Consider the following 25582-nt stretch of genomic DNA (forward strand, 5'->3'; position numbering starts at 1 on the left):
GGGCTCGGAACGGGGGAAGATGACGGTTATTGTTACTGCATTGCTTTTCCCGCACCGGCGGGAATGACGCAGGCGCGTGACCCACTTTCAGCCAAATCGTCGCAGCGGCCAGCCGTCATTGGCCCCTCAGCGCTTGCGCTCAGGGCGACCAGGTTGAAAATATGAATTCGCTGAACATCACCGTTCAGCCGCTGCCTGCCGGATCCCTGCGCCATACCGCCTACCTCACGTTGCCCCACGCCAGTGGAGCAGTTTTTGCTTACTTTTTGATGCTGTAAAAAGTAAGGCGCTCGGCGGTGCGCGAACCGCCGGTTCTAAAGGTTTCACCGTAGGGGCGAGGCATGCCTCGCCCCGGTTGCTCCCCCCATAATAGCCAAAGCAACATTATTTCACTTTTTCCCTAAAGTTTTTCTAAGGCCCGGTCGAAGAGCCAACCACGGGGAAATCATCCGCAGAAAGGCAGGTGAGCTAAGCAAGGTAACAGCAAGGTAACAGGTCCATATCGGGCCATGTCGGAAACACCCCGCGCGAGTCCATTGCAACACCGCAGCACAGTAGACCGGCCAAGCAGCATGTTGCTGCAACGCCAACACCCTTTGGGCACGGAAGCCCAAACCACACTCATGGAGGAATATCATGGCCTTAACAATTAACACCAACGTAGCGTCCCTCAATGCCCAGCGTAACCTCGGTGCATCCCAAGCCAACCTCAACAACTCGATGCAGCGCCTGTCATCAGGTCTGCGGATTAACTCCGCCAAGGACGACGCCGCCGGTCTCGCCATTTCCGACCGCATGACCGCCCAGATTCGCGGCCTCAACCAGGCAGCCCGTAACGCCAACGACGGTATCTCCCTGGCGCAAACCGCTGAAGGCGCCCTGCAAGAGAGCACCAACATTCTCCAGCGTATGCGCGAGCTGGCCGTACAGTCCGCCAACGATACCAACACCGCCTCCGACCGTCAGTCCCTGCAAGCTGAGGTTTCCCAGCTGATTCAGGAGCTCGACCGGATTGCCGTCACCACCCAGTTCAACGGCAAGAACCTGCTCGATGGCAGCATGGCAGGCGAAGCTAATATCGCTACCTTCCAGGTGGGTGCCAACGCAGGTACTGACCAGACCATCAGCTTTGATATCAAGGGCGCCAAGGCTGAAGACTTAAGTGTCGTCGGGCGCAATATCACCGCCGGTAGCACCGCCGAAGGCCTCAACATTCAGGGCGCTATCGAAGCCGGTTCCTTCAGTGTCAATGGCACGCTGGTCGGCGAATCTGCTTCCGCCAGCGCAGCTGATGTCGCCGCTGTCATCAACGCCGCCGCACAAACCGCTGCTAATGACAACACCGTCAACGTTGCTACCGCGCAAAACGTACAGGCGTTTGATTTCAACGTTGTCGAGCTGCAAGCTGCTGCTGCCGAAATGGGAACAGCTGGCGAAGTTGTCTCCGGCGCAGAAGTAAATGCCAGTGTTACCATTAATGACGCCCTTGAAATTACCGCAGTGGCCGTAGGTGACGCCGGTAACGATATCGCAATAAATTTGGTGGCTAACACCGCTACTGAGGATATCTATGAATCAACAACCCTGACCTTCCAAAACATGGTAGCGGGCGATTCGGTCACCGTTGGTGGCTTGACCCTGACGGCAACAGGTGCTGTTACTGCTGATGAAGTCGCCACATCCTTTATCTCTGGCGATGCACACGCTAACGCTGGTTTTGCCGGTGAGTTGGCCGCAGGTTGGGCAGCCACAGCCGTTACGGATGAAAATGATGATCCTATCGTAAATCAGGTAGCCTTTACCTTTAATGAGATCGGCGATGTTGACGATCTTGAGTTCAGTTCCACTGGGGTAGCACCCGCCGCACCAACAGCTACCAATACTAATGAAGAATTAGAAGTCACCTTTAACGCATTAGTCGCCGGTGAGTCAGTCACCGTTGGTGGTTTGACCCTGACGGCAACAGATGCTGTGACTGCTGATGAAGTCGCCGCATCCTTTGTTTCTGGAACGGCACACGCTAACGCTGGTTTTACCGGTGTGTTGGCCGAAGGCTGGGTTGTTGCTGCTAGCGATACTCCTAATGATAGAGCTACATTTACCTACACCGCCGCAACTGGTGATGTCGACGACCTGACGTACAACTCTGTTGGTGCGGCACCAACCGTTACTGCCGACCACTTAAGTAATGATGCCCCAGTTGTCACCTTTGGTGCCTTGGCTAACGGCGAGTCGATCACGGTTGCGGGCTTAACCCTGACGGCAACAGATGCTGTGACTGCTGATGAAGTCGCCGCATCCTTTGCTTCTGGAACGGCACACGCTAACGCTGGTTTTACCGGTAGTCTTGAGGGTTGGACTGTCACAGCTACTTCTACTGATACCGTTACCTTCGACCGCGGCGTTGACGTCGTAGGCGATATAGAGGTTTCATCGGCAGGTGCAGCAATAGCTGTAACCTCAAGTAAGACTGATGGTGAAACCAGCCTTGAGTTTACTGCCTTGGCAGAGGGTGAGTCTGTGACCGTGGCCGGCTTGACCCTGACCGCGACAGATGCTATGAGCGATGCAGAAGTCGCTGCTGCCTTCGCTGATGGCAATTATGACACCTTTGACACAAAAGGGACTTTTGAAGGCGAGCTGGTTGGCTGGGCAGCTGGGTCTAATACTGGTGCCGCACTTAGCTTTACCAGAGACACTGCCGAGGGTGATCTGGCAGCAACAACAGAAGGCGCAGAAATTACCTTGGACTCAGTGGTAGTTGACGGCGCTGATGCGGGTACCAGCGTGGTGGTTAATGAGGATGGTGACGCTATTACAGTCACCTTTGCCGCCGATGCAACCCTTGACGATATTATAACGGCTCTCAACGGAGACACCGAGGCTGCTGCCCTGGTAACTGCTGCTTTGGCTGAAGAAGCGGACGGAACTGTGGCTGCTCAGGAAACGACTGCCACTTTAGCAGGCGGTGTTATCAATTCACTGGCTATCAACATTAGTGATGAAGAAGCTGCCCTGGTAGATCAACTTGGCATCACCCTTGATGGCGTAGCTGTCGATTTTTCTGACATCGATTTCTCTGCGGTGACTACAGGTGCTGAGCTAGCGACAGCTCTGAGTTCAATCGACGGACTCAGCGCAAACTACGCAAATGGCGACCTCACCCTGAGCACTGCGGAAGAAACCGTACTTGGTATCGAAGATGATGCTTATGCATTGTCAAGTAGTGCCGGCGATGGTACTGCACTTGGCACCTATACCATTAATCTGGATAACAACGAGATTGATGTTGCCGCTTCTGTAACGGGGCTGTCAGTAACAGCTGATGACGTTGTTAGTGCTATCAACGCTGCAGAAATTACAGGACTCACTGCAACCCTCAACGACGATGGACAAGTACAAATTACTAAAGATGACCATACGTCGTTCTCCTTGACCGAAACGATCCAGCTGGATGGCGCAACGGATGCTGCTGCAAATGCTGGGTTGGTAGGGGTTGATCATGAAGAGAGTGCCTTCAACGGTCATGTGGTTCTGAACAGCAATTCAGCTATTGTTCTTGAAGAAGTCGAAGTGGGTGCCCTTGCAAACGCCGGCCTGAGCGAAGTCGGTAACGGCACCACCACCATCGACAATGTGAATATCTCAAGCCGCGAAGGTGCGGTTGAGGCCATCGGTTCCGTTGATGCCGCCCTGCAGCAGATCGACAGCCTGCGTGGTGACCTTGGTGCGGTTCAGAACCGTTTTGAAAGCACCATCTCCAACCTGATGAACGTCTCCGAGAACCTCTCCGCTGCCCGCAGCCGGATTCTCGATGCCGACATCGCCATGGAAACCTCTAACATGACCAAGCAGAACATTCTGCAGCAAGCTGGTGTGTCGATCCTGGCACAAGCAAACCAGGCACCGCAGTTGGCCCTGAGCCTGCTCGGTTAATAACCTGACGTAAGGGCACGGCGCGCCGTGCCCTTACCAGGGTAATACCCCAAACGTAGGGGCGCAATTCATTGCGCCCGCATTGGGGCAAAGATTAACAGGGCGTGATAAATCACGCCCCTACGGAAAACACACACCGGGAATCGGCTTCATAACCGGTTCCCGGCTTTTCCCGTTACCGACGGGAAGCCTTATGGAGGACATTATGAACGCTGAGAGTTTAGTTAGTACCAGTACCCAGGGAGCAGGTCAGTCATCCTTGAGCAAAGGCGCGGATCTGATCAACGAGGCCCGCAAGCAGAAGCAGGATGCCCCCCAGGACAGCGGCAACAAGCAGCAGAAGGTTCAGCCGGAAGAATTGCTGCAGCAGATCAACGCCCTGACCGAAGATGGCATTTACAGCGTGCGGTTCGAAAACGACAAGCCCAGCGGCAGCATGGTGGTGAAGATTGTTGATCGGCAAACCGATGAGGTGATCCGCCAGATTCCAGCGGAAGAAGTAATGAACCTGACCACGCGCATGAACGATCTACGCGGTAACCTGGTTAATGCCGAAGGATAATCGCATGTGTTGCGGTGAGAAGGATCTCAGGGTGCCGGGGCGGCGCTGATTGACACTTCGCCCCTGCACCGGTTTTACCCCGCCATGCAGCCACCACAAAAAACGCAACAACCCCCGCGAACAGCTGTTCGGTCGGGGTTTTGGTGTTTGGTAAGATCGATAAAAACCTTGAAAAATATGAGCCGCGATGAAAATCTATCAGAATCTGATGGTAGGGTTTTGCAACCATAAAATTCTTGAAAGTTTTGCTTGTATAGATGTTCATAGATTGTGATAGCGGCTAAAAAGTCTTTAAAAGCCCTTGCCGCGATGAAAATCTATCAGAATCTGATGGAAAGGCTTTAACACCATAAAATCTTGAGGATATTGATAATACAGATACTCTGGCCGAGTAGTCATCAAGGGAGGGGTCAGGGGAACCGGCGGTAGATATCTTTGCGGTGCAGAAAACGGATAACCTCGATATGATCTTCAGCAAGTTTGATTCCCAAGCGATAGTCACCCGAACGTAACCTGTAATAGTTACTGTATCCCTGCAATTTGCGCACATGATCCACGTCTGTCAAAGACGTCGCGTTTTGCAGTGTGATGAGTAGGGTCTTAAGCTCATTCTTAACCTGCGACAGATGCCGGATTTTATCGATATCTTTATTGAAGCTTTTTGTGAAGATCAGCCGCATGTCAGCTGTCCAGCTTGTCCCAGATAGTGCTTTCAGAGACATGTTCTCCAGTGTCTCCCGCTTCAATGGCCAGCCCCAGATTCAGGTCAAGAATGGCTTCGGAGATGGTGTCCTCCAGAAACTCTTTGTTGTCAACCAAGACCGAGGTAATGGTATCCTTGATGATCCGGCGCAGCTCATCCTTATCAATAACGATGTCGCTCATACCGACCCTTTCTATTTTGAAAGTTTTCTTCATTGTAACAGATTATTGATGCAATCGTGAAATCTATCTTGGGTGTGATTCGTCATGCCCTGAGTCTTCAAAGGCCTATGCCGCGATGAAGGTCTATCAAGGTCTGATGGTAAGGCTTATAAAGGCATTTTTATTTGGTAGTTGTGCTGCAAAAGTGCTACATTGTCATGGAAACATGAAATGCAAGGAGGAATCGATGCCAACCACGACCATTCGCATGCCGGAAGCCCTCAAACAGCGCATCACCAATGCCGCAAAAAGAACTGGGACGACCCCTCATGCCCTGATTCTTAAAGCTGTTGTAGAAAAGGCTGAACAAGAAGAGCGGCGTGCTGCTTTTGAGCAGCTTGCCGATGAACGCTATGCTGCGATTGTTGCCAACGGCGAAACCATCCCTTGGGAGGCGATGAAAGACTGTCTTGAGTCGCGTCTGTCCGGTGTGGCAACCGCTACGCCGGCGCCACGAAAATTGGGCAGCTGATCGTGCCGCAGATTGAACTGGCGCCCCAGGTCGCTGATGATCTGGACCGTATCGTTCATCACCTCACCTCCCACGCAGCGCATTCCGTCAACGAACAGTTACAAAGTATTATGGCGGCCATGTCCCTGCTGGAGCACAGTCCGCTGATTGGGCGACCAGCCGCAACAGACATGCGCGAACTTGTCATTGGCCGCCGTAGCCGTGGTTATGTTGCGCTATATCGTTATGTCGCTGAAATAGATACAGTTTTTGTTCTTGCGCTCAAAAGTCAATGTGAGGCGGGGTATGCTTGATATGTGGACTAATTTGTCCGCGACCGCCCGGTTGATTATGTAGATGGGGCGGTTTACGAACCGACCTGAGACTACCCCTCCTTGACGCGATAGATCCCGCCATGGGCTTCGGTATCAGTGCGGTGGGCTTTGAGATCAACGGCGACACTCTGGATGTGCTCGGTCAGGTTGGCTTCAACGCCGTCGATTTTCTGGTTCAGGTTGGTTTCAACGGTGTCGATTCTCTGGTTCAGGTTGACTTCAACGGTGTCGATTCTCTGGCTCAAGTTGGTTTCAACGGTGTCGATTCTCTGGCTCAAGTTGGTTTCAACGGTGTCGATTCTCTGGCTCAAGTTGGTTTCAACGGTGTCGATTTTCTGGTTCAGGTTGGTTTCAACGGTGTCGATTTTTTTGCCTAGATGTTGGTTGACCGTCTCGATTTTGAAGTCGAGCAGCGAGATATCCTGCTGGATATTTACCTTGAAATCACTCATTTCCCGGCGCAGATTTTCTTGTCCTTCGGCAATCAGGCCGATCTTTAGATCGAAGCTTTCACTGATGGCCTTGATATGTCTTTCAAACCGTTGATCGAATTCAGTGAGTTGGTTTTTCAGCAATTGTTCCAGACAGGTTTTTTCTGAGCTGGTCATGTTTCCCGCCTCCATGTACGTCTCCGCTGTGTGTTGGTATGGAAGGGCATCATAGCCCCGATGGCAGACAGGGGCAAGGTTGAAAAAATCGCGCCTTCCCCCTCCTCTTTTGCTAAAGTTTCCCTTTGCTGTGGCCGATAGGTATCCTGAAGCAAGTTTTTACCGGGGAAACCCAAGGAGTTCATTATGGCAGAAATATCCTTTGGCGGTCTGGCGACGGGGTTACCCACCGAGGATATCGTTGCCGGGTTGATGCGCCTTGAGCGCCGCCCACTGGAGCGCCTTGAAGCGCAAAAAGAGTACGAGGCCACACGGCTGAAGGCCTACGCCCAGCTGCGTGATCTGCTCGATGGGCTGCGTGGGGCGGTGGCGAATCTCAATCTCACCAGTGATGTGCGTACCAGCAAGGTCGAGGTACCCGCCAATGCGCCCTTTACCGCCACCAGCAACGGCGCCCAGACCGGCAGTTATGATGTCGCGGTGGCCCAGCTCGCCCAGGTGCAAAAAAGCGTCAGCGCCGGGGTGGCTTCAACCACAGATAAGATCTTCGGTACCGGTACCCTGACCCTGGGGGATACGGTCATCACCATCGATGACAGTAACAATTCTTTAAGTGGGCTGGTCGATGCCATCAATAAGCAGGCCGGCGATAGCGGCGTGCGTGCTGGCATCATCAACGATGGCAGTGGTGAGTCGCCCTACCGCATGGTGCTGACCGGGGATAACGCCGGCGTTAATTTTGACCCGGTGTTTGCTCTGCAGGATGGTGACGGGCAGGCCATCGATTTTTCCCTCGATCAGGTGCGCTCTGCTCAGCAGGCGGTGGCTTATGTGGACGGCATCAAGGTGGTGAGCGATAGTAATACCTTGAGCGGTGTTGTCAGCGGCGTGACCATCAATCTTCATCAGGTCAGTGACCAGCTTGCCAATGGCACACCGGAAGAGGGGGTGCCGGCGCATCAGTGGGCTGATCCGCCCCAGTTTCAGAGCAATGTGATGGCGGTGACTGCCGACACCTCGGCCTTGAAAGAAAAGATCACCAATTTTGTTGATGCTTACAACGGGGTGATGAAGTGGATCGCGGCGGGCTATGAGCGTTTTGCTGCTCCTGAAAGCGCCAGCGCTGAAGGCGATGAGAAGCCACCGGAAAATTTGAGCGATGTGCTGCGGGGGGACGCGACGGTCAATGCCGTCAAGCGTCAGTTGCAGGCCCTTCTGGGCAGCCCGGTGAATAGTGGCGGCCCACTGCAGGCGTTGTCGCAACTGGGAATGGCCACCAACCGCGATGGCACCCTGAATTTGAACAACAGCAGGCTTGATGAGCAACTGGAGAATAATTTTTCGGCCTTCACGGCCTTGCTCGCTGGGGACAATAACGTTGACGGGGTGATGAAAAAGTTTAACTTTGCCCTGCTTAAATTGACCGGCGCCCGCGACGGTATTTATGCCGCTAATCAGAGCCGTTACGATACCACGGTGCGGCGCATCGATGGGGATATTGCGCGCATGGAAATGTTGATGGATAAAAAAGAAGAGAGTTTACGGGCGCGCTTTGGCGCCATGGAGCTGCTGGTGAGCAGTATGAACTCGCAAAGCAACTTTATTACCCAACAAATGGATCTGATGAACAATATGATGACCGGGAGAAGACGATGAATGCTTACGCCAATCAGATGAACCTCTACAAGAACGCCCAGATTCTCAACGCCTCTCCTGAGCAGATCCTGATGATGCTCTACGACGGGGCCATCCGTTTTTGCCGTGAGGCGCAAGTGGCCATGGCGGCCAAGGATCTGCGCACCCAGGCGGATAAAATCAGTCGCGCCATGGCGATTGTCACGGAGTTCTCCAACACCTTGAATCGTGAGGTCGGCGGTGAGATTGCTGAAAACCTCGATGCCCTGTACGCTTTTATGAACCGCGAGCTGGTGCGGGCGAATCTGGAGAAGGATGCGGGGGGGGTGAAAACCGTGGAAGTGCTCCTCAGCGATTTGCGCGAAACCTGGGCCGAGGCCATTGACCTTAACCGCAAAGCCAGTCATCCGGTAGCGGCGACGCCACCGCCACCTGCTGACAATGATGAAAACCGCCCACGTTTTGTGGTATCCATGTAGGGGCACACTAAACTGGTTAAGCGTCTGCTGGGGGATGACAGGAATGTCCACATGGAAGTGATACTGAAACAATCCATCGAGCAATACCGGGTGATCATAGCGCACGCGCGCCATCTTGAACGCTTGTTGCAGAAGGCCGATCCGGAAGACCTGCAGACCTATACTGAGCGCTTGCAGCAGTTGCAGGACGCTGCCGGGGTCAACGATGAGCGCGTGTTTGAGCTGTATGCTGCTGATAGTGAATACTGGCAGCAGCACCCCCTGTTTATCGAGCGCAACGAACTGCTGGAGCAGATTGCTGAGTTGAATCATTTGCTATTGCCAAGAATTCGTGGGATCATGGCGGTCATTGCCAGCGAGTTGGCGCAAATCAAGAGCGGCCGTACTGCCGTTGCCGGTTATCATCGGCCTGTCAGCAAACTCCCCGTCGCCGCACGAGGGGTCGGGTAATGTCGTCGGAAACCTGATAGCCGCGTGATGAACACCGAAAATCCAGTAGTTATTCTTGTTGAGAGATTGAACTAACTGGATTTTTTGTTGGCTCCTGACTCCTGAATTCTGTATTCTTTCTTACTTCTATATTATATATTCTAAATTCTGAATTTAGAGAAAAGTGCCACGCCATGTCTGTACTCGATCATCTCCGGGATTACCGCGTCGTCAAGGCCACTCTGCCCCTTGAGGGGGGAAAGCATGTCCATCGGGACGGGGTCGCCCGGTTAACCTCTGGGCTGCAGTTTGAAATCACTTTTCTGCCCGATCAACTGGAACAACTTGCCCTCGATAAGGAAACAACCTGTCTGATCAGGCTTGATGTCGCCGGTGAACATCAGTCGATTACTGCGCGGATTGTTGATCAGCCGACACCTGAGCGGTTGCTGCTGGAGCAGGTTGAGAGCTTTGTTCATAAGCAGAAGCGTGAGTACTTCCGGATTGATGCCGATCTGTCGGTGAGCTATTGGGTGATCGATGAGGCCAATCCGGTGGCCAGTTCGGTGGCCTCTTCGGTGAATATCAGCGGAGGCGGTATTCGCCTGCCGGTGACGCAGAAATTGCTCGAGGGGGCGCGCGTTGGCTTTGAAATCGTCATTGATGAGCCGGCGGCAGTGATCGCATGTGTCGGTGAAGTCGTAGCGTATTACGACAACGGAGATGGGCCGACGGCGGCCTTTAAATTTATCGGGTTGGAAGAAGAGGATCAGGACGCTATTGTCTCCTTTTGCCTCGCTGAACAGCGTAAGCAGTTGCGTCTCAAGGTCAAGGTGATTGGCCCCCCTTTACAGGAATAGTGCGATCGCATGTCGATTCTTGACCATCTTGACGATTACCGTGTGGTAAAAATTACCCTGCCCATTGAGGGGGGTGCTGTCGCTCAACTCGATGCCGTGGCGCGGGTGACCAACGCGCCACAATTTGAAGTCATTTTTTTAAAAGGGCAGCTCAAGGAACAGGCCCTTGACCCCACCGTGTTATGCCGCCTCGCCTTTGACGTTGCCGGTGCCATCAAATCGATCCAGGCCCGTATTGATCATCAACCGGCCGCTGACAAGCTGGTGCTGGAGCTGGTGGAGTCTTTTTCCTATCTGCAGAAGCGTGAGTATTTCCGGGTCGATGCCGAGCTGGTAATCAGCTGGTGGCGGGTGGAGGATGAGGATGCTGCCCTCAACACGGTGCAGAGCATGGCTAATATCAGTGGTGGCGGAGTCCGTTTTCCGGTTGCTGAAAAAGTCGAGCGCGGCGAGCGGATCGGAATGAACATTCTGCTCCATGTCGATAAGCCGGTGATTGAGTGTGTTGGTGAAGTGGTCGGAAGTTATCTCCTTGGCCGTGACCATTCCCTGGCACTGAAGTTTATTGCCATTGAACATGATGACCGCGATGAGATTGTTGCCTTTTGTCTGGCCGAACAACGTCGCCAACTGCGCCTCAAAGTTCAGGTGCTGGATAGTTTGTAACTTCCAGAATATAGAGAGTACAGTTCTGGGCCCGTCTGGCCGGCGCCAGTCAGTAAGTTTGTACCAGTTCTTTCAGCAGCGGTTTGATGGTGGGTATGTCCGTGTTTGCTGAGTCCCAGACAGATCCCATATCAACCCCGAAATATTGATGGATAAGGATGTCTCGCATTCCGGCCATATCCTTCCAGGGGATGTCTGGGTTCCGGTCCCGGGTGTCCATGGAGATATTTTTGGTAGCCTCACCTAAAATTTCTAATTGACGGATAACTGCATCCTGATGCATGCGTGATGTAAGAAAATCATCATAAGCAATGCCAGCCAGGTAGGTCTCAATCTGGTTAATGGCATCAATAATATGTAACAGATAGGCGTGATCGTCCCGGCTCATTGGTAGATAATCCGTTGCTGGGACTTGATGCTGTCAATCAGATAGGGGCTGATAGCTGCCTCTGTCAGCAAATCCACCTCAAGACCCAAAGCTTCTGTTAGTTCGCGGCGGATGCGTGCCAGGGTCATCAGGCTTTTTCTTTCTGAAAAATTCACCAACAGATCAAGATCGCTGGCAGGTGTGGCTTCGTTCCGGGCGTAGGATCCAAAAATCCCCACTTGTGTGGCCCCGTATTGCCGGAGAATGCTGATGAGTTGTTGTTCCATCTCTGGATTGGTTTTCATAGCTGCGCCGCTTAATATGATGTGAGTGATTCCCATACGTTACTTAGCGTTTGCCAAGTATAGCAACCACTATCAACAGAGTACAGCGTTAAACTAAATCCGTCCTGCCATTGCCAGGTTGCCGGTCACGTTTCCCACCAGATTGCCTGAGTTAAACCGCGAACAAAAATCCCCTGTCACATCAGCAGGCAGTGATTCCGTGCCGTGCCAGATTTCCGTGCGGTTGCGCCCGTTACGCTTGGCGCGGTAGAGGGCCTGGTCGGCCTGTTCAATCATCAGCTCAACCTTGCCGCGATTCATGTCGGACGAGCTGCCGATGCCGATACTGACCGTCACCGGCTGGTGCTCTTGCGGCAGTTGGCGTGACATACCGGCAATAGTACGATGGATGCGTCGGGCGAGGATCTCGGCTTCGCGCGCGGCGGTGTCGGGTAGAATCACGGCAAACTCTTCGCCGCCATAGCGACAGCAGATATCGGCATCGCGCGATGATTTTTTAATCGCAGCTGCGACCTGCTGGAGGATATGGTCGCCGGCCTGATGGCCGTGGATGTCGTTCACTTGCTTGAAGTGATCCAGATCGATGAGCAGCAGCGAATAGGGGCTTTGCGTGCGGCGACTGCGGGCCATGGCCTGGGTCATGCTCAAATCAAAGGTGGCGCGGTTGCCAATCCGGGTCAAGGGATCGGTCAGAGCCATGCGCTGCAGTTCTTCCTGGGCATCGTGCAGTTCGCGCAGCCGTTCCCAGCGCTGCAGGTGGCGCTTGATGCGGGCACTGAGTTCCTGCTGATCGATCTGCAGTTGCACGGCGTCGCTGGCGCCGAGTTCAAAGCCGGTAAGTACGCTCTGCTGGTCGTCAGCGAAGGCAATCAGCGGCAGATCATGCCACTTTTTTTGGGCCTGCAGCCGGTTGATCCAACTATTTTCCGGGTGCAAGCGATTAACCGTCCAGCAGATCATATCGGCCGGCGCGCTTTTCAGGCGCCGAAACAGATCGGCAATGGTAGCAATGGGGGTGATCTTGCTGAACAGGCCGGTTGCTGTCAGCTGCTTGACGATTTGCGTTTGCTGATTCGTGTCGTGAGCCATGACCAGGGCAGTTGCGTTCTTCATAGGGCGGCCTTTATTCGATGCGTTCATTACAATATCAATATCAGTGTATGTCAGGCTTTTCGGGTAGTGCTGAAAAAGTCTTTAGCTTTTTTCATCCTTATGCGAACCTTATGCCAGTTTTTATTATGCTGTTATTTCGGGATGTTCTGTCGGCGCTTGATGTTTTTTTGACGGTCTGTTGACGTTGGAACACCTCGACAGGGTCAATGTCACTGATTTGACAAGTCGATTCGGGTCTTTGTTCAATCTTTAGCCGCCAAGACTCAAAGAGCACCAAGAAGAGCGAGCCTGAGATCAGTTTTTATTGTTTTTCTCGGTGGACTTTGTGCCTTGATGGCTAAACAGCGATTTTTCCTTTGATGCTGAGGGTAAAAGACCGATAATAACCGGATGGTCATCACCTCGATCCCTTCTCCAGCTAATCTGTTTCTGTTTCCTGCGCTGCCAACCGTCAGTACGGCCTCTGGTGTTGCCGCCGGTTTGCGCCCGGAACAGCTGGTGCGTGCTCTGGTCGTTGCGACCGAGGCGCGGGATGAGGTGCTGCTTGAAATTGGCAAGGAGCGCTTCCGTCCGGTAGGTGCCCGCCCGTTGCAGCCCGGTCAGGTGCTGGATTTACGCATTGTCCAGACCGCACCGCGGCTGGAGGCGCTGGTAGTGACTAATCGTCTGCAGGAGCAGTTAGCGGTGCGCTTGCCGGTCTTATCGCAGCCGTTTGACTGGTCCGGTCTGCTGGCGCGCTTGCAGCACCCGGCAACGTTCCAGCACTTACGGCCGGCAGAACAGACCCTGATCCATCAGCTGCGCCAGTTGCTCGGCCCCGCACCGGGAGCTGTTGCTCCGTTGCAAGAGCGAGTCGATCAGTTGGTCGCGCAACTGCGTGGGTTGCGGCAGGACGGTGAATTTTTTGGTCGTCCTGCAGCGCTACAATCTGCTGCTGCGCCACCTGGCCCTGTCGCTCTGCCGGCACCAAACTCTGCCGCGCTGGTGGCCACCACAGAACAGTCACGACTACTGGTTCAGCTGTTGGGGCGCTTGCAGGCACAATTGGTGCCTTTGGTCGAGCTGGGCGGCGAGAGGATGTCAAAAGATTGGCAGAGAGCCACCACCGAGGTTTTTGTCCAGTTGCGTCAATATGCTGACATCCGCTCCCTGCCGGCACTGCGGACCCCGGAATGGACGCAGGCACTCCAATTGCTCCGTCACCATCCGGGAGTAACCGAACAGATTGCCGAGCAGGCAACAAAACTACTGGAACAACTCAAGCAACCAACGGGGACAACACTAGTAGCGCCAACCCTGGTGCCCTCTGCTCCCCAAACCTCCACTGCCCAGCTGGTTGCGCCCAATTCCCCTATGCCCCTGTCACTCCCGCCGCCACAGCAGGATGTTTATCGGGCGTTGCAACCCTTATTGCAGGAACTCAAAACCCTGCTGGGGGTCGGTAGCGATGCCCCACGCCTGACCCCGGCGCTGAATGCCCCCCTGACGCCTGATCTGCTCGGGAAAATTGACGGACTGACTACCCAGATCCATCAACTGCTGACCCGCGAAGGGGTTGCGCCCCTGTTACAGCAGGGGCTGCAATTGGTGGCGATCCAGTTGCAGCAACTAACGGCAGCCCCCCCGGTTCCGGCCCAGGGTGAGGCGTTGGGGCTGTTGTCCCAGTTTTTCGGTCTGCACCTTGAGCGCGAGCTGCTGCTGGGCAAACAAAAACAGGCGCTGGCGAACCTCAAGCAGACCTTGTTGACCCTGCAGCAGAAAAGTGGTGAGGATCTGCGTGAGCCGCTCCAACGCATTGAGTTATTTCAGCTGTGTAAAGCCCGCTTGAGTGAGTCGCAATTACAATTTCTCCCTTTGCCGCTGGTGGGTTTGAGTGATGGGTACCTGGTTGCCGGCCGCCGCGAGACCGAAGAGCAAGAACATTCTTCCCAACATCAACAGAAGGAAGTACAGATTTCTCTGTCGTTACGTCTCTCCAGCCTTGGTAGTATGCGGGTTGATCTGACCGTGCTGCCCGACCAGGGGTTGGTGGTGCGTCTGGCGTGTGAGGATCGCCACAAGATGGACTACCTCAAGGGGTGCGAAGAAGAACTCACCGGTGCCCTGACCCAGATGAAGCTCAGGCAGATTCACTATAGTGCTGATGTCCGCCACCCACTGAACCAACTGCAGCAAGCGCTATTGCCACACCAGACCACCTTGCTCGATACGAGGGCCTGATGACCAGAAACACGCAACCACTGCGGGCTGTTGCCCTGCAGTACGACCAGAAACCCCTCGCCGCTCCCAGGGTGGTGGCGGCCGGGCAGGGGGACTTTGCCCAACGCATTGTTGCCGCTGCCAGGGCAGCCGGGGTCGATATTGTTGAAGATCCCGATCTGCTGGAGGTGCTGGGCCGGGTGCCGGTGGGGGAGGATATTCCGCCTGAGTTGTTTCAGGCGGTGGCTGAGATTCTCGCCTTTTTGTACCGGGTCAATGGCCGCTTCGGGGTCGAAGAGGGGGATTGAAAAATAACTTTACAGGCTCAATTTGGTTGGTGTATCTTCCCTGTTTCGCGGAGAGGTGACCGAGAGGCCGATGGTGCTCGCCTGGAAAGCGGGTGTAGTGAAAGCTACCGGGGGTTCGAATCCCCCCCTCTCCGCCAGATTTCAAACGGCTGAAAAATCCTCATCTGCTGCGTTTTGTTGTTTGACATTATCGATACGAGTTTGGATGTGTTGCCGGTAGAAGTGACAGCCGGGTCCTGCGCAACAGGCGGCCGTAAACCCCGTCAGGCCCGGAAGGGAGCAGCGGTAGCGGTTTGAATGTGTGCCGCGGGGGTGCCCGGCTGTCTCTTGTATCGGCAATTTTTTTCTCCTTCCTCTGAAATAGGGTATTTCATGTCGTACCTGGTTCTGGCGCGCAAGTGGCGTCCACAGCTGTTCGACGATCTGGTCGGGCAGGAGCACGTCAGCCAAACCCTGAAAAACGCCATCACCACCGATCGGGTGCATCACGCCTTCCTCTTTACCGGTGCGCGCGGGGTTGGTAAAACCTCGGCAGCGCGGATCTTCGCCAAGGCCCTGAATTGTCAACAGGGAGTAACCACCACCCCGTGCGGCACCTGTTCGTCCTGTGTTGAAATCACCTCCGGACAAGGGATTGATGTCCTCGAAATCGATGGCGCCTCCCACAATGGCGTCGATGATATCCGCGAGCTGCGCGATGCGGTGCGCTACCTGCCGTCCCAGGGTCGCTATAAGATTATTATTATCGATGAAGTGCATATGCTCTCCAACAGTGCATTTAATGCCTTGTTGAAGACCCTCGAAGAACCACCTGCCCACGTCAAGTTTATTTTTGCCACCACCGAACCTCATAAAATTCCCGTCACCATTCTGTCACGCTGCCAGCGGTTTGATTTCAGGAAAATCGGCATCGCGGCGGTACAGGCACGCTTGCGCTACATCGCCGGCGAAGAGGAAATCACCATTAGTGACATCGGTCTGGCCGCTATTGCCCGTCACGGTGGCGGCAGTATGCGCGATGCCCTGTCGGCTTTTGATCAGGTGATTGCCTGCTGTGGCAATGAGGTGGCGGACGAGCCGGTGCAGCAGATTCTCGGCCAGGTCAGCAGCCAGCTGTTGCTCGATACCCTGGCCGCCATTGTCGAACGCGATCCCCCCAAACTGTTGAGGCTGGTGGCGCAGATCGATGATCTGGGCCACTCGTTCCGTCAGTTCTGTCACCAGCTGGTGGCGCTGGTACGCGGTCTGGTGATTCTCAAAGTGATCGCCCAGCCGGGTGAACTGCTCGATGTCAGTGAAGGGGAACTGGCCGAGTTGCGGCGCCTGGCCGAGCCCCGCCCCCTCGATGAATTTCAGCGGATACTGGCGTTTTTGCTTAAGACTGAAGCCGAGTTGGCGACGTCCTCTTTCTCCCGGCTGACCATGGAAGTGGCGTTGGTCAAGCTGGCAACGCTGCCCACCGGAATTGATGTCGCGACCTTGATCCAGCGCCTGGAACGTCTGGAGAAAAAATTGCTGGCGCGGGTTGATTATTCTGCCCCCGCAGCGGTTGCCCCACCAGTGGTCAGCGAGGGTCACGGCGCGGCGCCTGCTGCTGTGAGCACGAGCCACGGTGCTGATCTTCCTCCCGAGCCACCGCCGCTACCGGAGGAGCCGGAGGAAAAAAAGCCTGATGCTCAGCCGGCTGAGGAGCAATCCGCAGGGAGCTGGGCAGGACTGGTAGCCTTTGTTAGAAATCGGCAGCGCCCGCGCATCTCATCGTTGTTGGAACAGGCCAGCCTGTTGACCCTGGAATTGCCACTGTTGCGCATCGCCATGCCGGCCAAGTTTTTTGGGCTGGCCGATAGTGAGATGCAGCAGAATCTGCAGGGGTTGGCGGCGGAATATTTTTCTGTGCCGGTAACAATCGAGATGATCAAGGGAGCTCATGGAGAAGCCCAGCCCCCATCACTGCATGAGGAACGTGAGCGTCAGGAGACGGATCGCCAACGCAAGCTGCGCGAGAACGCCCTCGAACATCCACTGGTGAAATCGGCGCTGGAGATCTTTGGCGGCACGGTTGAGAAGGTGACACCCATCGATAAGGGTTTTGTCTAATTTACTCATTATTCATAAGGAGATTGTTATGGCTAAGGGACTTGGTAACATCATGAAGCAGGCTCAGCAGATGCAGGCAAAAATGGCCCGGATGCAGGAAGAGCTGGCCACCAAAGAGGTTGAAGCGACCGCCGGTGGAGGCATGGTGACTGCGCGGGTTAATGGCAAGCAGCAGTTGCTCGAGCTGAAAATTGAAAAAGCGGTGGTTGATCCTGAGGATGTTGAAATGCTCGAGGACCTGGTGATCGCGGCGGTTAATGAGGGGATGAAGAAGAGTCAGGAGATGGTACAGGAGGAGATGAGCAAGATTACCGGAGGGATGAATATCCCCGGGATGTTTTAGCCTCAATAAAAAAAGATTGAGTTGATCCCTTTTTGCGTGGTAGAGTTCTTTTTGGTCAGACCAATGCGCCACCAATCTTTTTGGTCTCATTGTCGTTTTTTAGCGTCCCTGAAAACGACGTTATGAAAAGCACAAAGCGTTAGATTTCGGAGATAAAACTATGCTAGGCTCCCTCCCGTCATTCGCTCGTTTAGAAGCTGAACTGGGGAAGTTGCCGGGAATCGGTGGCAAGACAGCGACACGTTTGGCTTTTCATCTGTTGCGCACATCGGAGTCTGAAGTCGCAGCATTAGCTGATGCTCTGCTGGAGATGAAACGCAACGTTCGCTTGTGTGAAAAATGCTTTCATGTTGCAGAAGATCGTTTGTGCGGGATCTGCGCAGCGGAGCAACGTGATCAGCGCCTGCTGTGTGTGGTTGAACAGCCTCAGGATCTGCTGGCGATTGAACGCAGCCATTCGTATCCTGGCCTGTATCATGTGCTGCACGGGGTCTTGTCGCCGCTGGACGGGATTGACCCGGAGGATTTGAAGATTCCCCAGCTTGAACAACGCCTCGCAGTGGAGCCCTTCGACGAGGTGATTATTGCCACCAACTTTAGTGTTGAGGGTGAGGCAACCGCCCTGTATCTGGCACGCCTGTGTCAGCAACGTGGGGTGCCGGCCAGCCGTCTGGCCCATGGTATTCCTTCGGGCAGTGGTTTGGAATATATCGATGCCGGTACGGTGCAGCATGCGGTCTCCGGTCGTCGCACATTATGAACCAGCTTGATTTGTGTCATCAGTGACGTCCCTTTGTTCTTTTAATTGAAAAGAACACCATTTACCTAACTTACACAGGAGGTATGCATGTCTCGGAAAATGGTCAATATCGACGGTAATGCCGCAGCGGCGCATGTTGCTCATGCGACCAATGAGGTGATTGCCATCTACCCCATTACCCCGTCATCGGTCATGGGTGAGATCTCCGACGCCAAAAGTGCGGTCGGTGAGAAGAACATCTGGGGCTCCGTTCCCAAGGTGGTTGAGCTGCAGTCAGAAGGCGGTGCCGCGGGTGCTGTCCATGGTGCGTTGCAGGCCGGTGCGTTGACGACGACCTTTACTGCCTCCCAGGGACTGCTGTTGATGATTCCCAACATGTTCAAGATTGCCGGTGAATTGACCCCGACCGTCTTTCACGTGTCGGCGCGCGCTATTGCCGCCCAGGCGTTGTCGATTTTTGGCGATCACTCCGATGTGATGGCTTGTCGTTCCACTGGTTGGGTTCAGTTCTGTTCCAATAACCCTCAGGAAGTCATGGATTTTGCCCTGATCTCCCAGGCAGCGACCCTTGAGTCACGGGTGCCTTTCCTGCATTTCTTTGATGGCTTCCGTACCTCTCACGAAGTACAAAAAATCGAAGAGCTGACGCTGAATGACATGCGCCACATGATTAACGACGATCTTGTCACGGCTCATCGTCAGCGTGCTCTGTCACCGGAGCATCCGAAATTGCGCGGAACCGCACAGAACCCGGATGTTTATTTCCAGGGACGTGAGACCGTCAATCCCTATTACGAAAAAGTTCCCGCCATCCTCAAGGCCCAGATGGATAAGTTTGCTGCCTTGACCGGCCGTCAGTACAATCTGGTTGATTATGTCGGGTCGCCCGATGCCGAGCGGATCGTGGTGATGATGGGTTCCGGCTGTGAGGCGATGGAAGAAACCATCAATTACCTGGTCTCTAAAGGGGAAAAGGTCGGTCTGATCAAGATCCGACTGTTCCTGCCGTTCCCGATTGAGGATTTCTGTAAAGCGATTCCGGCGACCACCAAGAAGATTGCCGTACTTGATCGCACCAAAGAGCCGGGTTCCATTGGCGAGCCGCTGTATCAGGCGGTTCGGACGGCCATCGGCGAAGGCATGGTAGAAAAGATGACCAGCTTCTCCGGTTACCCACCGATTGTTGGTGGCCGTTATGGGTTGGGTTCTTTTGAATTTAATGCCGGTATGTGCAAGGCGGTTCTTGACAATTTACTTGCTGACAAACCGAAGAACCATTTCATCGTTGGCTTTAAAGATGACGTGCTTGGCAGCAGTCTTGATTTTGACAAGGACTTCCTCGTACCTTTTGATGGTTATGCGGCCATGTTCTTTGGTCTGGGATCAGACGGCACGGTTGGCGCCAACAAAAACTCGATCAAAATCATCGGTGAATGTACCGACAATAAGGTTCAGGCTTATTTTGTTTACGATTCCAAAAAAGCCGGCAGCCTGACCACCTCACACTTGCGTTTCGGCAAAAACGAAATCAAGAGCACTTATCTGATCTCCCAGGCAGACTTTATTGCTTGTCACAACTTTTCCTTCCTGGAGAAGTACGACATGCTCAAGAGTGCCAAGCAGGGGGCAACCTTCCTGCTCAATGCGCCTTTCGGCAAGGATGAAATCTGGAACAATTTGCCGCAACTGGTACAACAGCGGATTATCGACAAGAAACTGAAATTTTATGTCATCGACGGCATTCATCTGGGTGAAGAGATCGGCCTCGGTGCCCGAATCAACGTGATTATGCAAACCGCCTTCTTCAAGATATCCGAGATCATTCCGGTCAATCAGGCGATCAGTCAGATCAAGGCTGCTATTGACAAGACTTACGGTAAGGCCGGTGAAAAAGTTGTGGCGATGAACAAACGCGGCGTTGATGCCGCACTCGAACATATTTTTGAAGTTCAGGTGCCGGCTACTGCTGAAAGTTCTATTAAGATGCACATTGGTCAATGGGGCGACTACTCTGACATAGTGAAAACCACCCTCGGGCCAATTATCGACGGCGTCGGCCACGAGCTGCCCCTGTCAGCTATGCCGGATGACGGGACTTTCCCCACCGGTACCGCCGCTATTGAGAAGCGGAATATTGCCGTCAATATTCCGGTCTGGGATGAGAGCCTCTGTATTCAGTGTGGCATCTGCTCTTTTATTTGTCCCCATGCGGCTATTCGTATGAAGATTTACGACGAAAGTGTTCTTGCCGATGCGCCCGCAACGTTCAAGTCGGTCACTCCCAAAGGCAAGGACATGGAAGGCAAGCGCTATACGCTTCAGGTTGCTCCGGAGGATTGTACCGGCTGTGGCGCCTGTGTTTACAACTGCCCGGTCAAGAGTAAGGAAGATGAAAAGCACAAGGCGATCAACATGACCTTCCAGGCTCCACTGCGGGTATCGGAAGCTGCCAACTTCAAATTTTTCCTGGCGTTGCCGGAGACCGATCCTGCTCTGGTCAATCGCAGCACCCTCAAAGGGAGTCAACTGCTGCCGCCCATGTTTGAATTCTCCGGCGCCTGCGCTGGTTGCGGCGAGACCCCCTTTGTCAAGCTTTGCTCCCAGTTGTTTGGTGATCGGATGTTGGTGGCCAATGCCACAGGATGTTCCTCGATCTATGGTGGCAACCTGCCGACCACCCCCTGGACCACCCGCAAGGATGGCCTTGGACCAGCATGGAGCAACTCGCTGTTTGAAGATAACGCCGAGTTCGGCTACGGCATGCGACTGGCGGTTGATAAAAGTACGGAATATGCGCGCGAACTGCTTGAGAGTAACATCTCCTGTGGCTGTGCTGCCTGTAAGGGAACGGCTGATCTCAAGCGCAAGATTCTTGACAGTGCCCAGGATACCCAGGAAGAGATTGAACTGCAGCGCGACCGGGTTGCCAAATTGCGGGCGATCCTGGAGAAATGTACCCATGAAACCGCCAAGCCGCTGCTGGTGAATATTGATTATCTGGTGGTCAAGTCGGTCTGGATTCACGGTGGCGACGGTTGGGCCTATGATATCGGTTACGGTGGTCTGGATCACGTTCTCGCCTCCGGTGAAAATGTCAATGTTCTGGTCCTGGATACAGAAGTTTATTCCAACACCGGCGGTCAGGCATCTAAATCGACACCGCTGGGTGCCGTGGCTCAGTTTGCCGCCGGTGGCAAGCGCCAGCCGAAAAAGGATCTGGGGATGATAGCTATGTCTTATGGCAATATCTATGTCGCCAAGGTCGCTCTTTCCAATCCGGCTCAGGTGGTCAAGGCGTTCCTTGAGGCCGATTCCTATGACGGCCCTTCACTGATCATTGCATACAGCCACTGTATTGCTCATGGTATTGCCATGGACAGTGCGATCGAAGGCTGCAAGGAAGCAGTGGCTTCCGGTCACTGGCCGCTCTTCCGTTTTGATCCGCGTCTGGCCGATCAGGGCAAAAATCCACTCCAGTTGGACAGCAAAGAGCCGACGATCTCTTTCGAGGACTATGCTCTCAAACAGAACCGGTACCGGGTACTCAAGAAAGTTGCCCCGGAAGCGGCTCAGGGGCTCATAGAAGATGCCAACAAGATCACTTCCAATCGCTATCGCCTTTACCAGCAGATGGCGGAAATGAGCTACGGCGGCAATGAAGAAAAATAGTCCTGGTTGACGTTAGATCATGAACAAACAGGCCCCTGGTCGTTGATTGCCGGGGGCCTGAGTTTTTTGCAGGAGGAATCAGTGCTTGACTTCACTATGGTGCTGTGATAATCAGGCTCCAGCTTTTTCCAACGAGGGACACCCCATGAACCATCCATCTGCAGCGGCGGCACGAGCGTTGGTGGCGGCAATAATCCGCCGACAGTCTGTCCATCACCCTTGAACGGGTGTCGCCGCGCAGGTATGACAAGAATCAACCCGAGGCCATGGACAGATCGTCCGTGGCTTTTTTTCTTGTGATTTCAGGGAGAAAAAAATGCGTAATAACATAGTGCATATCGGCGCCGGTGAGCTGAGCTACGAAATTCGCGCGATTGTCACTATTGCCGAAAAAATGCAGAAACTCGGCATTAAGACCAACATGGAAAATATCGGTGACCCGATTGCCAAAGGGGAGAAGATTCCCCTATGGATGAAGGAGATTGTTGCTGACCTGGCGATGCAGGACTGTTCCTACGGTTATTGTGCCACCAAGGGGTTGCTGGAAACCCGCCAGTTCCTGGCCGATATGACCAACAAGCGCGGCTATGCCCAGATCTGTGTTGAGGATATCATCTTTTTCAACGGCCTTGGCGATGCTATTCAGAAGGTCTACGGGCTACTTAAGCGCGAAGCCCGGGTGATCGGGCCGTCACCAACCTATTCCACTCACTCCTCGGCAGAAGGTGCCCATGCCGGACTCAAGCCGGTGACCTATCGTCTGGATCCCGATAATCACTGGTACCCCAACATGGACGATCTGCGTCAATCGATCAAATACAATCAATCGGTTTCCGGCGTATTGATTATTAATCCTGACAACCCCACCGGAGCCGTTTACCCCGAGCGAATTCTCAAGGAAATCATCGCCCTGTGTAAAGAGTATGACCTGTTTTTGATCTGTGACGAGATTTATCATAACCTCTGTTATAACGGCATGAATACGCGGCCGATTTCCGATCTGATTGGCGATCTGCCGGCTATTGCCATGAAGGGAATCAGCAAGGAGCTGCCCTGGCCCGGCTCGCGTTGTGGCTGGATTGAAGTGTATAATGCTGACAAGGATGAAACCTTCAAGCGTTATATCGACAGCATTATCAACTCAAAGATGGTTGAAGTTTGTTCCACCACCCTGCCGCAGAAGGCGATCCCAAAGATCCTGAGCCATCCTGAGTACCCGGTCTATCTGGCGGAGCGGCGGGATCGCTATGAGCACTATTCCAATATCGCCTATGATATGCTTAACGGGGTGCCTGGTCTGAAGGTCAACCGCACCAATGGCGCTTTCTATATGAGTGTGGTGTTTGAGAGTAATCGGTTGACCAGTACCCAGACCCTGCCGATCAAGAGTCCGGAAGTCAGGTCGCTGGTCGAACAACTGGTCGCCGCACCGGGAACCCAGACCGATAAGCGCTTCGTCTATTATCTGCTTGGCGCTACCGGGATCTGTGTCGTGCCGATTTCTTCTTTCTGCACCGACGAGCGGGGGTTTCGGGTGACCCTGCTGGAGCGTGATGAAAAGGAATTTACCCAGATATTCACGACCCTTGCTGAAGCGATCAATACCTATCTTGAATCTTGATGGCGTGTTTTTGAAAGGCCGGGCAGAATGAGTCAACAGAAGGATCAGGCAGTGGTTGGCGCCAGCGATTATATCGAGCGTCCAGCGCAGTTGGTCGATTTTATTCTGCGCGGAGCGCGTCCGCGCGATGAGTGGGGGATCGGTCTGGAAACCGAAAAGCTGGTGGTCGATCGGACTACCGGTGAAGCGGTACCCTATGAGCGCATCCGCGAACTGCTGGCACGTCTTGACGGGATTGGTGGCTGGCAGGGGGTTTATGAAGGGGACAACCTGATCGGTTTGCAGGGTAAGCGCTCATCGGTGACCCTGGAACCTGGCGGGCAGCTCGAGCTTTCAGGGAAATTCTGCTGCGATATTCACTGCAGCTGGCGTGATCTGAATCGCTATCGCCAGCATATTGTTGCGGTTGGAGAGGAGTTGGGACTGCTGTTTCTAGGCCTGGGGACCCATCCTTTTACCCGCCTTGATGCGATCTCCTGGCTGCCCAAGGGGCGCTACAGAATTATGTCCCAGTATATGCTCAAGACTGGAGATATGGGACAGCGGATGATGAAGCAGACCGCCGGGACCCAGGTCAATCTGGATTTCTCCGATGCTGCTGATCTCGCCCGTAAATTGCGTTTGTCCCAGCGCTTAAGTGCGGTAGCCTACGCGCTGTTTGCCAACTCGCCGTTGCTCGATGGAGAACCGAGCGGGTTTCTGTCGACCCGCGGGGAGATCTGGTCACGTACGGATAACGATCGTTGCGGCTTGATTGAGGAATTGCTGAGCCCCGCTGCCGGACTCAATGATTTCGTTGCCTATGCCCTTGATGTCCCCCTCTATTTTATTGAGCGCAACCAGCAGTATGTTGATATGACCACCAGTCGTTTTACCTTTCGTCAGTTTATTGAGAGTGGCTGGAACGGCGAGGGCGCTACCCTGAAAGACTGGAATTTACACCTGTCGACCCTGTTTCCCGAGGTGCGGCTGCGCCCACAGATTGAGGTGCGCAGTGCTGACAGTCTGCCGCCACGTTTTATCCCTGCCGTAGCCGCCCTGTATAAAGGGTTGCTCTATAGCGAAGATGCCTTGCAGGGAGCTGAGGCGCTGCTGATGGCTCTGTCGCGTGAGGACGTTGTCAGTCTTTACCGACGCTCTTGGCGGGATGGTTTCGCAGCCCGGTATTCAGGCGGAACCCTGGGCGAAATTATTGCTGCATTGCTCAAGCTGGCGCAAACCAGTCTGCAGCAGCAATTTGCCGCAGCTTACAGTGGAGCCGATGAGAGTCATTTTCTCGATCCTCTGCAGGAACTGGTCGCACATCAGGAAACCCTGGCGGAGCGCCTGCTCAAGCGTTGGCCCGCAACCAGGGCAGAACAATTGCAGCTGCTGATTGACCATTGCGGTTACCGGGCAAAATAAAAAATTATCTGGTTATCTATTTGACTCCAGTAAATCAGAAAACAGGATATGGATTCTGCGACTACGCCTCGCTCCGCGCAGAATGACGCCCGTTTTTTTCATCAACGTCCTTCTGTGTCATCCTGCGCGAAGTCGCAGGATCCAGATTATTAGCAAGTCGCATCGGTCGCGATCTTCTAACTGTTATGCTGGAGCGAAGTGGATAACCAAAAAAAATTATTTCTGCGCTCCAACTGTGCATTGCCACAGTCGTTTTCTGCTGCTTCTGGATCGTCAAAATACGAAAAGGCACGTGGTGTTGCGGCACGTCGTTGGTTAATATCGGAACCATCAACAGCGTGGTGTGGCAGTCATTCTGTTGATGGAGAACGTAACATACCTCCTTTCCAGTACCGGGCCAGTGTCGGAACACCTCCTCCGACCCTGGCCCATTTTTTTTGTTTTCCACCTCCCGCATAACCGCTAAAACAGCTTGCAGGCCACCAAGGCACCAAGGTCTCCAAGAAAAACA

General features: G+C 53.9%; 23 protein-coding genes, 1 tRNA gene, 1 other RNA gene and 1 pseudogene. 20 read left to right on the forward strand and 6 right to left on the reverse strand.

The window, feature by feature from the left end; all coding sequences use genetic code 11:
• Nucleotides 1–636: 636 nt before the first annotated feature.
• The 3 genes and pseudogenes from ICT70_RS15275 to ICT70_RS11330 form a co-directional block, all read left to right on the forward strand.
• Nucleotides 637–1047, forward strand: a pseudogene (locus ICT70_RS15275) (flagellin N-terminal helical domain-containing protein); the annotation flags it as partial.
• 1512 nt (nt 1048–2559) lie between these two features.
• Entirely contained in the window at nt 2560–3936 is a 1377-nt protein-coding gene (locus ICT70_RS15280) for a flagellin (RefSeq protein WP_191156830.1), read from the forward strand.
• Nucleotides 3937–4141: 205 nt separating this feature from the next.
• Nucleotides 4142–4498, forward strand: a complete 357-nt coding sequence (locus tag ICT70_RS11330) for a flagellar protein FlaG (protein WP_191156688.1) — start codon at nt 4142–4144, stop codon at nt 4496–4498.
• A 410-nt stretch (nt 4499–4908) separates the two neighbouring features.
• Here the strand turns inward: ICT70_RS11330 and ICT70_RS11335 are convergent, their stop codons facing one another.
• On the reverse strand, nt 4909–5220 hold the full coding sequence (locus ICT70_RS11335; protein ID WP_224747003.1) for a type II toxin-antitoxin system RelE family toxin: 312 nt from the start codon (nt 5218–5220) through the stop codon (nt 4909–4911).
• Entirely contained in the window at nt 5180–5383 is a 204-nt protein-coding gene (locus ICT70_RS11340) for a hypothetical protein (protein WP_191156690.1), read from the reverse strand. The genes ICT70_RS11335 and ICT70_RS11340 overlap by 41 nt, the downstream gene beginning before the upstream one ends.
• A 226-nt stretch (nt 5384–5609) precedes the next feature.
• On the opposite strand from ICT70_RS11340, the gene ICT70_RS11345 reads away from it, so the two are divergent.
• Both ICT70_RS11345 and ICT70_RS11350 read left to right on the forward strand, forming a co-directional pair.
• Entirely contained in the window at nt 5610–5894 is a 285-nt protein-coding gene (locus tag ICT70_RS11345) for a CopG family ribbon-helix-helix protein (protein WP_191156692.1), read from the forward strand.
• Nucleotides 5895–5896: 2 nt separating this feature from the next.
• The gene (locus ICT70_RS11350; protein WP_191156694.1) at nt 5897–6187 is read left to right on the forward strand and encodes a type II toxin-antitoxin system RelE/ParE family toxin; all 291 of its coding nucleotides are present in this window, start codon (nt 5897–5899) and stop codon (nt 6185–6187) included.
• A gap of 71 nt (nt 6188–6258) precedes the next feature.
• Here the strand turns inward: ICT70_RS11350 and ICT70_RS15335 are convergent, their stop codons facing one another.
• The gene (locus ICT70_RS15335) at nt 6259–6816 is read right to left on the reverse strand and encodes an apolipoprotein A1/A4/E family protein (RefSeq protein WP_237684535.1); all 558 of its coding nucleotides are present in this window, start codon (nt 6814–6816) and stop codon (nt 6259–6261) included.
• A 186-nt stretch (nt 6817–7002) separates the two neighbouring features.
• Here ICT70_RS15335 and fliD point away from each other — a divergent pair, with 186 nt between their 5' ends.
• The 5 genes from fliD to ICT70_RS11380 all read left to right on the forward strand — a co-directional run bounded on the left by fliD (nt 7003) and on the right by ICT70_RS11380 (nt 10885).
• Nucleotides 7003–8472, forward strand: a complete 1470-nt coding sequence (fliD, locus tag ICT70_RS11360) for a flagellar filament capping protein FliD (protein WP_191156696.1) — start codon at nt 7003–7005, stop codon at nt 8470–8472.
• On the forward strand, nt 8469–8930 hold the full coding sequence (fliS, locus tag ICT70_RS11365; protein WP_191156698.1) for a flagellar export chaperone FliS: 462 nt from the start codon (nt 8469–8471) through the stop codon (nt 8928–8930). The genes fliD and fliS overlap by 4 nt, the downstream gene beginning before the upstream one ends.
• A 51-nt stretch (nt 8931–8981) precedes the next feature.
• Nucleotides 8982–9380, forward strand: coding sequence for a hypothetical protein (locus tag ICT70_RS11370; RefSeq protein WP_191156700.1), 399 nt, complete (start codon nt 8982–8984; stop codon nt 9378–9380).
• Between the two features lie 173 nt (nt 9381–9553).
• Nucleotides 9554–10219 carry a flagellar brake protein gene (locus tag ICT70_RS11375; protein WP_191156702.1) on the forward strand — a complete coding sequence of 222 codons (666 nt, stop codon included), beginning with the start codon at nt 9554–9556 and terminating at the stop codon, nt 10217–10219.
• A gap of 9 nt (nt 10220–10228) precedes the next feature.
• On the forward strand, nt 10229–10885 hold the full coding sequence (locus tag ICT70_RS11380) for a PilZ domain-containing protein (RefSeq protein ID WP_191156704.1): 657 nt from the start codon (nt 10229–10231) through the stop codon (nt 10883–10885).
• Between the two features lie 49 nt (nt 10886–10934).
• On the opposite strand, the gene ICT70_RS11385 is transcribed toward ICT70_RS11380, so the two are convergent.
• The 3 genes from ICT70_RS11385 to ICT70_RS11395 all read right to left on the reverse strand — a co-directional run bounded on the left by ICT70_RS11385 (nt 10935) and on the right by ICT70_RS11395 (nt 12670).
• The gene (locus ICT70_RS11385; protein ID WP_191156706.1) at nt 10935–11273 is read right to left on the reverse strand and encodes a HepT-like ribonuclease domain-containing protein; all 339 of its coding nucleotides are present in this window, start codon (nt 11271–11273) and stop codon (nt 10935–10937) included.
• Nucleotides 11270–11557, reverse strand: a complete 288-nt coding sequence (locus tag ICT70_RS11390) for a nucleotidyltransferase family protein (RefSeq protein WP_191156708.1) — start codon at nt 11555–11557, stop codon at nt 11270–11272. The genes ICT70_RS11385 and ICT70_RS11390 overlap by 4 nt, the downstream gene beginning before the upstream one ends.
• 93 nt (nt 11558–11650) lie before the next feature.
• On the reverse strand, nt 11651–12670 hold the full coding sequence (locus ICT70_RS11395) for a GGDEF domain-containing protein (RefSeq protein WP_191156710.1): 1020 nt from the start codon (nt 12668–12670) through the stop codon (nt 11651–11653).
• 390 nt (nt 12671–13060) lie between these two features.
• On the opposite strand from ICT70_RS11395, the gene ICT70_RS11400 reads away from it, so the two are divergent.
• From ICT70_RS11400 to ICT70_RS11445, 10 genes are all read left to right on the forward strand, one after another.
• Nucleotides 13061–14890, forward strand: a complete 1830-nt coding sequence (locus tag ICT70_RS11400) for a hypothetical protein (RefSeq protein WP_191156712.1) — start codon at nt 13061–13063, stop codon at nt 14888–14890.
• Nucleotides 14890–15177 carry an EscU/YscU/HrcU family type III secretion system export apparatus switch protein gene (locus ICT70_RS11405; protein ID WP_191156714.1) on the forward strand — a complete coding sequence of 96 codons (288 nt, stop codon included), beginning with the start codon at nt 14890–14892 and terminating at the stop codon, nt 15175–15177. Before ICT70_RS11400 ends, ICT70_RS11405 begins: the two co-directional genes overlap by 1 nt.
• Before the next feature lie 49 nt (nt 15178–15226).
• A tRNA-Ser gene (locus ICT70_RS11410) sits at nt 15227–15314 on the forward strand.
• Nucleotides 15315–15404: 90 nt separating this feature from the next.
• An RNA gene (gene ffs, locus ICT70_RS11415) (signal recognition particle sRNA small type) lies at nt 15405–15502 on the forward strand.
• 47 nt (nt 15503–15549) lie between these two features.
• A complete protein-coding gene (dnaX, locus tag ICT70_RS11420; RefSeq protein WP_191156716.1) occupies nt 15550–17274 on the forward strand; it encodes a DNA polymerase III subunit gamma/tau in 1725 nt (574 codons plus the stop codon).
• Between the two features lie 28 nt (nt 17275–17302).
• Nucleotides 17303–17617, forward strand: coding sequence for a YbaB/EbfC family nucleoid-associated protein (locus ICT70_RS11425; protein ID WP_191156718.1), 315 nt, complete (start codon nt 17303–17305; stop codon nt 17615–17617).
• Between the two features lie 160 nt (nt 17618–17777).
• Nucleotides 17778–18377: a recombination mediator RecR gene (recR, locus tag ICT70_RS11430; protein ID WP_191156737.1), complete on the forward strand. Its 600-nt coding sequence runs from the start codon at nt 17778–17780 to the stop codon at nt 18375–18377.
• An 87-nt stretch (nt 18378–18464) separates the two neighbouring features.
• Entirely contained in the window at nt 18465–22046 is a 3582-nt protein-coding gene (gene nifJ, locus ICT70_RS11435) for a pyruvate:ferredoxin (flavodoxin) oxidoreductase (RefSeq protein WP_191156739.1), read from the forward strand.
• Between the two features lie 316 nt (nt 22047–22362).
• Nucleotides 22363–23667: a pyridoxal phosphate-dependent aminotransferase gene (locus tag ICT70_RS11440; protein WP_191156741.1), complete on the forward strand. Its 1305-nt coding sequence runs from the start codon at nt 22363–22365 to the stop codon at nt 23665–23667.
• 27 nt (nt 23668–23694) lie between these two features.
• Nucleotides 23695–25071 carry a glutamate--cysteine ligase gene (locus ICT70_RS11445; RefSeq protein ID WP_191156743.1) on the forward strand — a complete coding sequence of 459 codons (1377 nt, stop codon included), beginning with the start codon at nt 23695–23697 and terminating at the stop codon, nt 25069–25071.
• Nucleotides 25072–25582: the final 511 nt, after the last annotated feature.

Source organism: Pelovirga terrestris, assembly GCF_014773365.1.
GTDB classification, from domain to species: domain Bacteria; phylum Desulfobacterota; class Desulfuromonadia; order Desulfuromonadales; family Geopsychrobacteraceae; genus Pelovirga; species Pelovirga terrestris.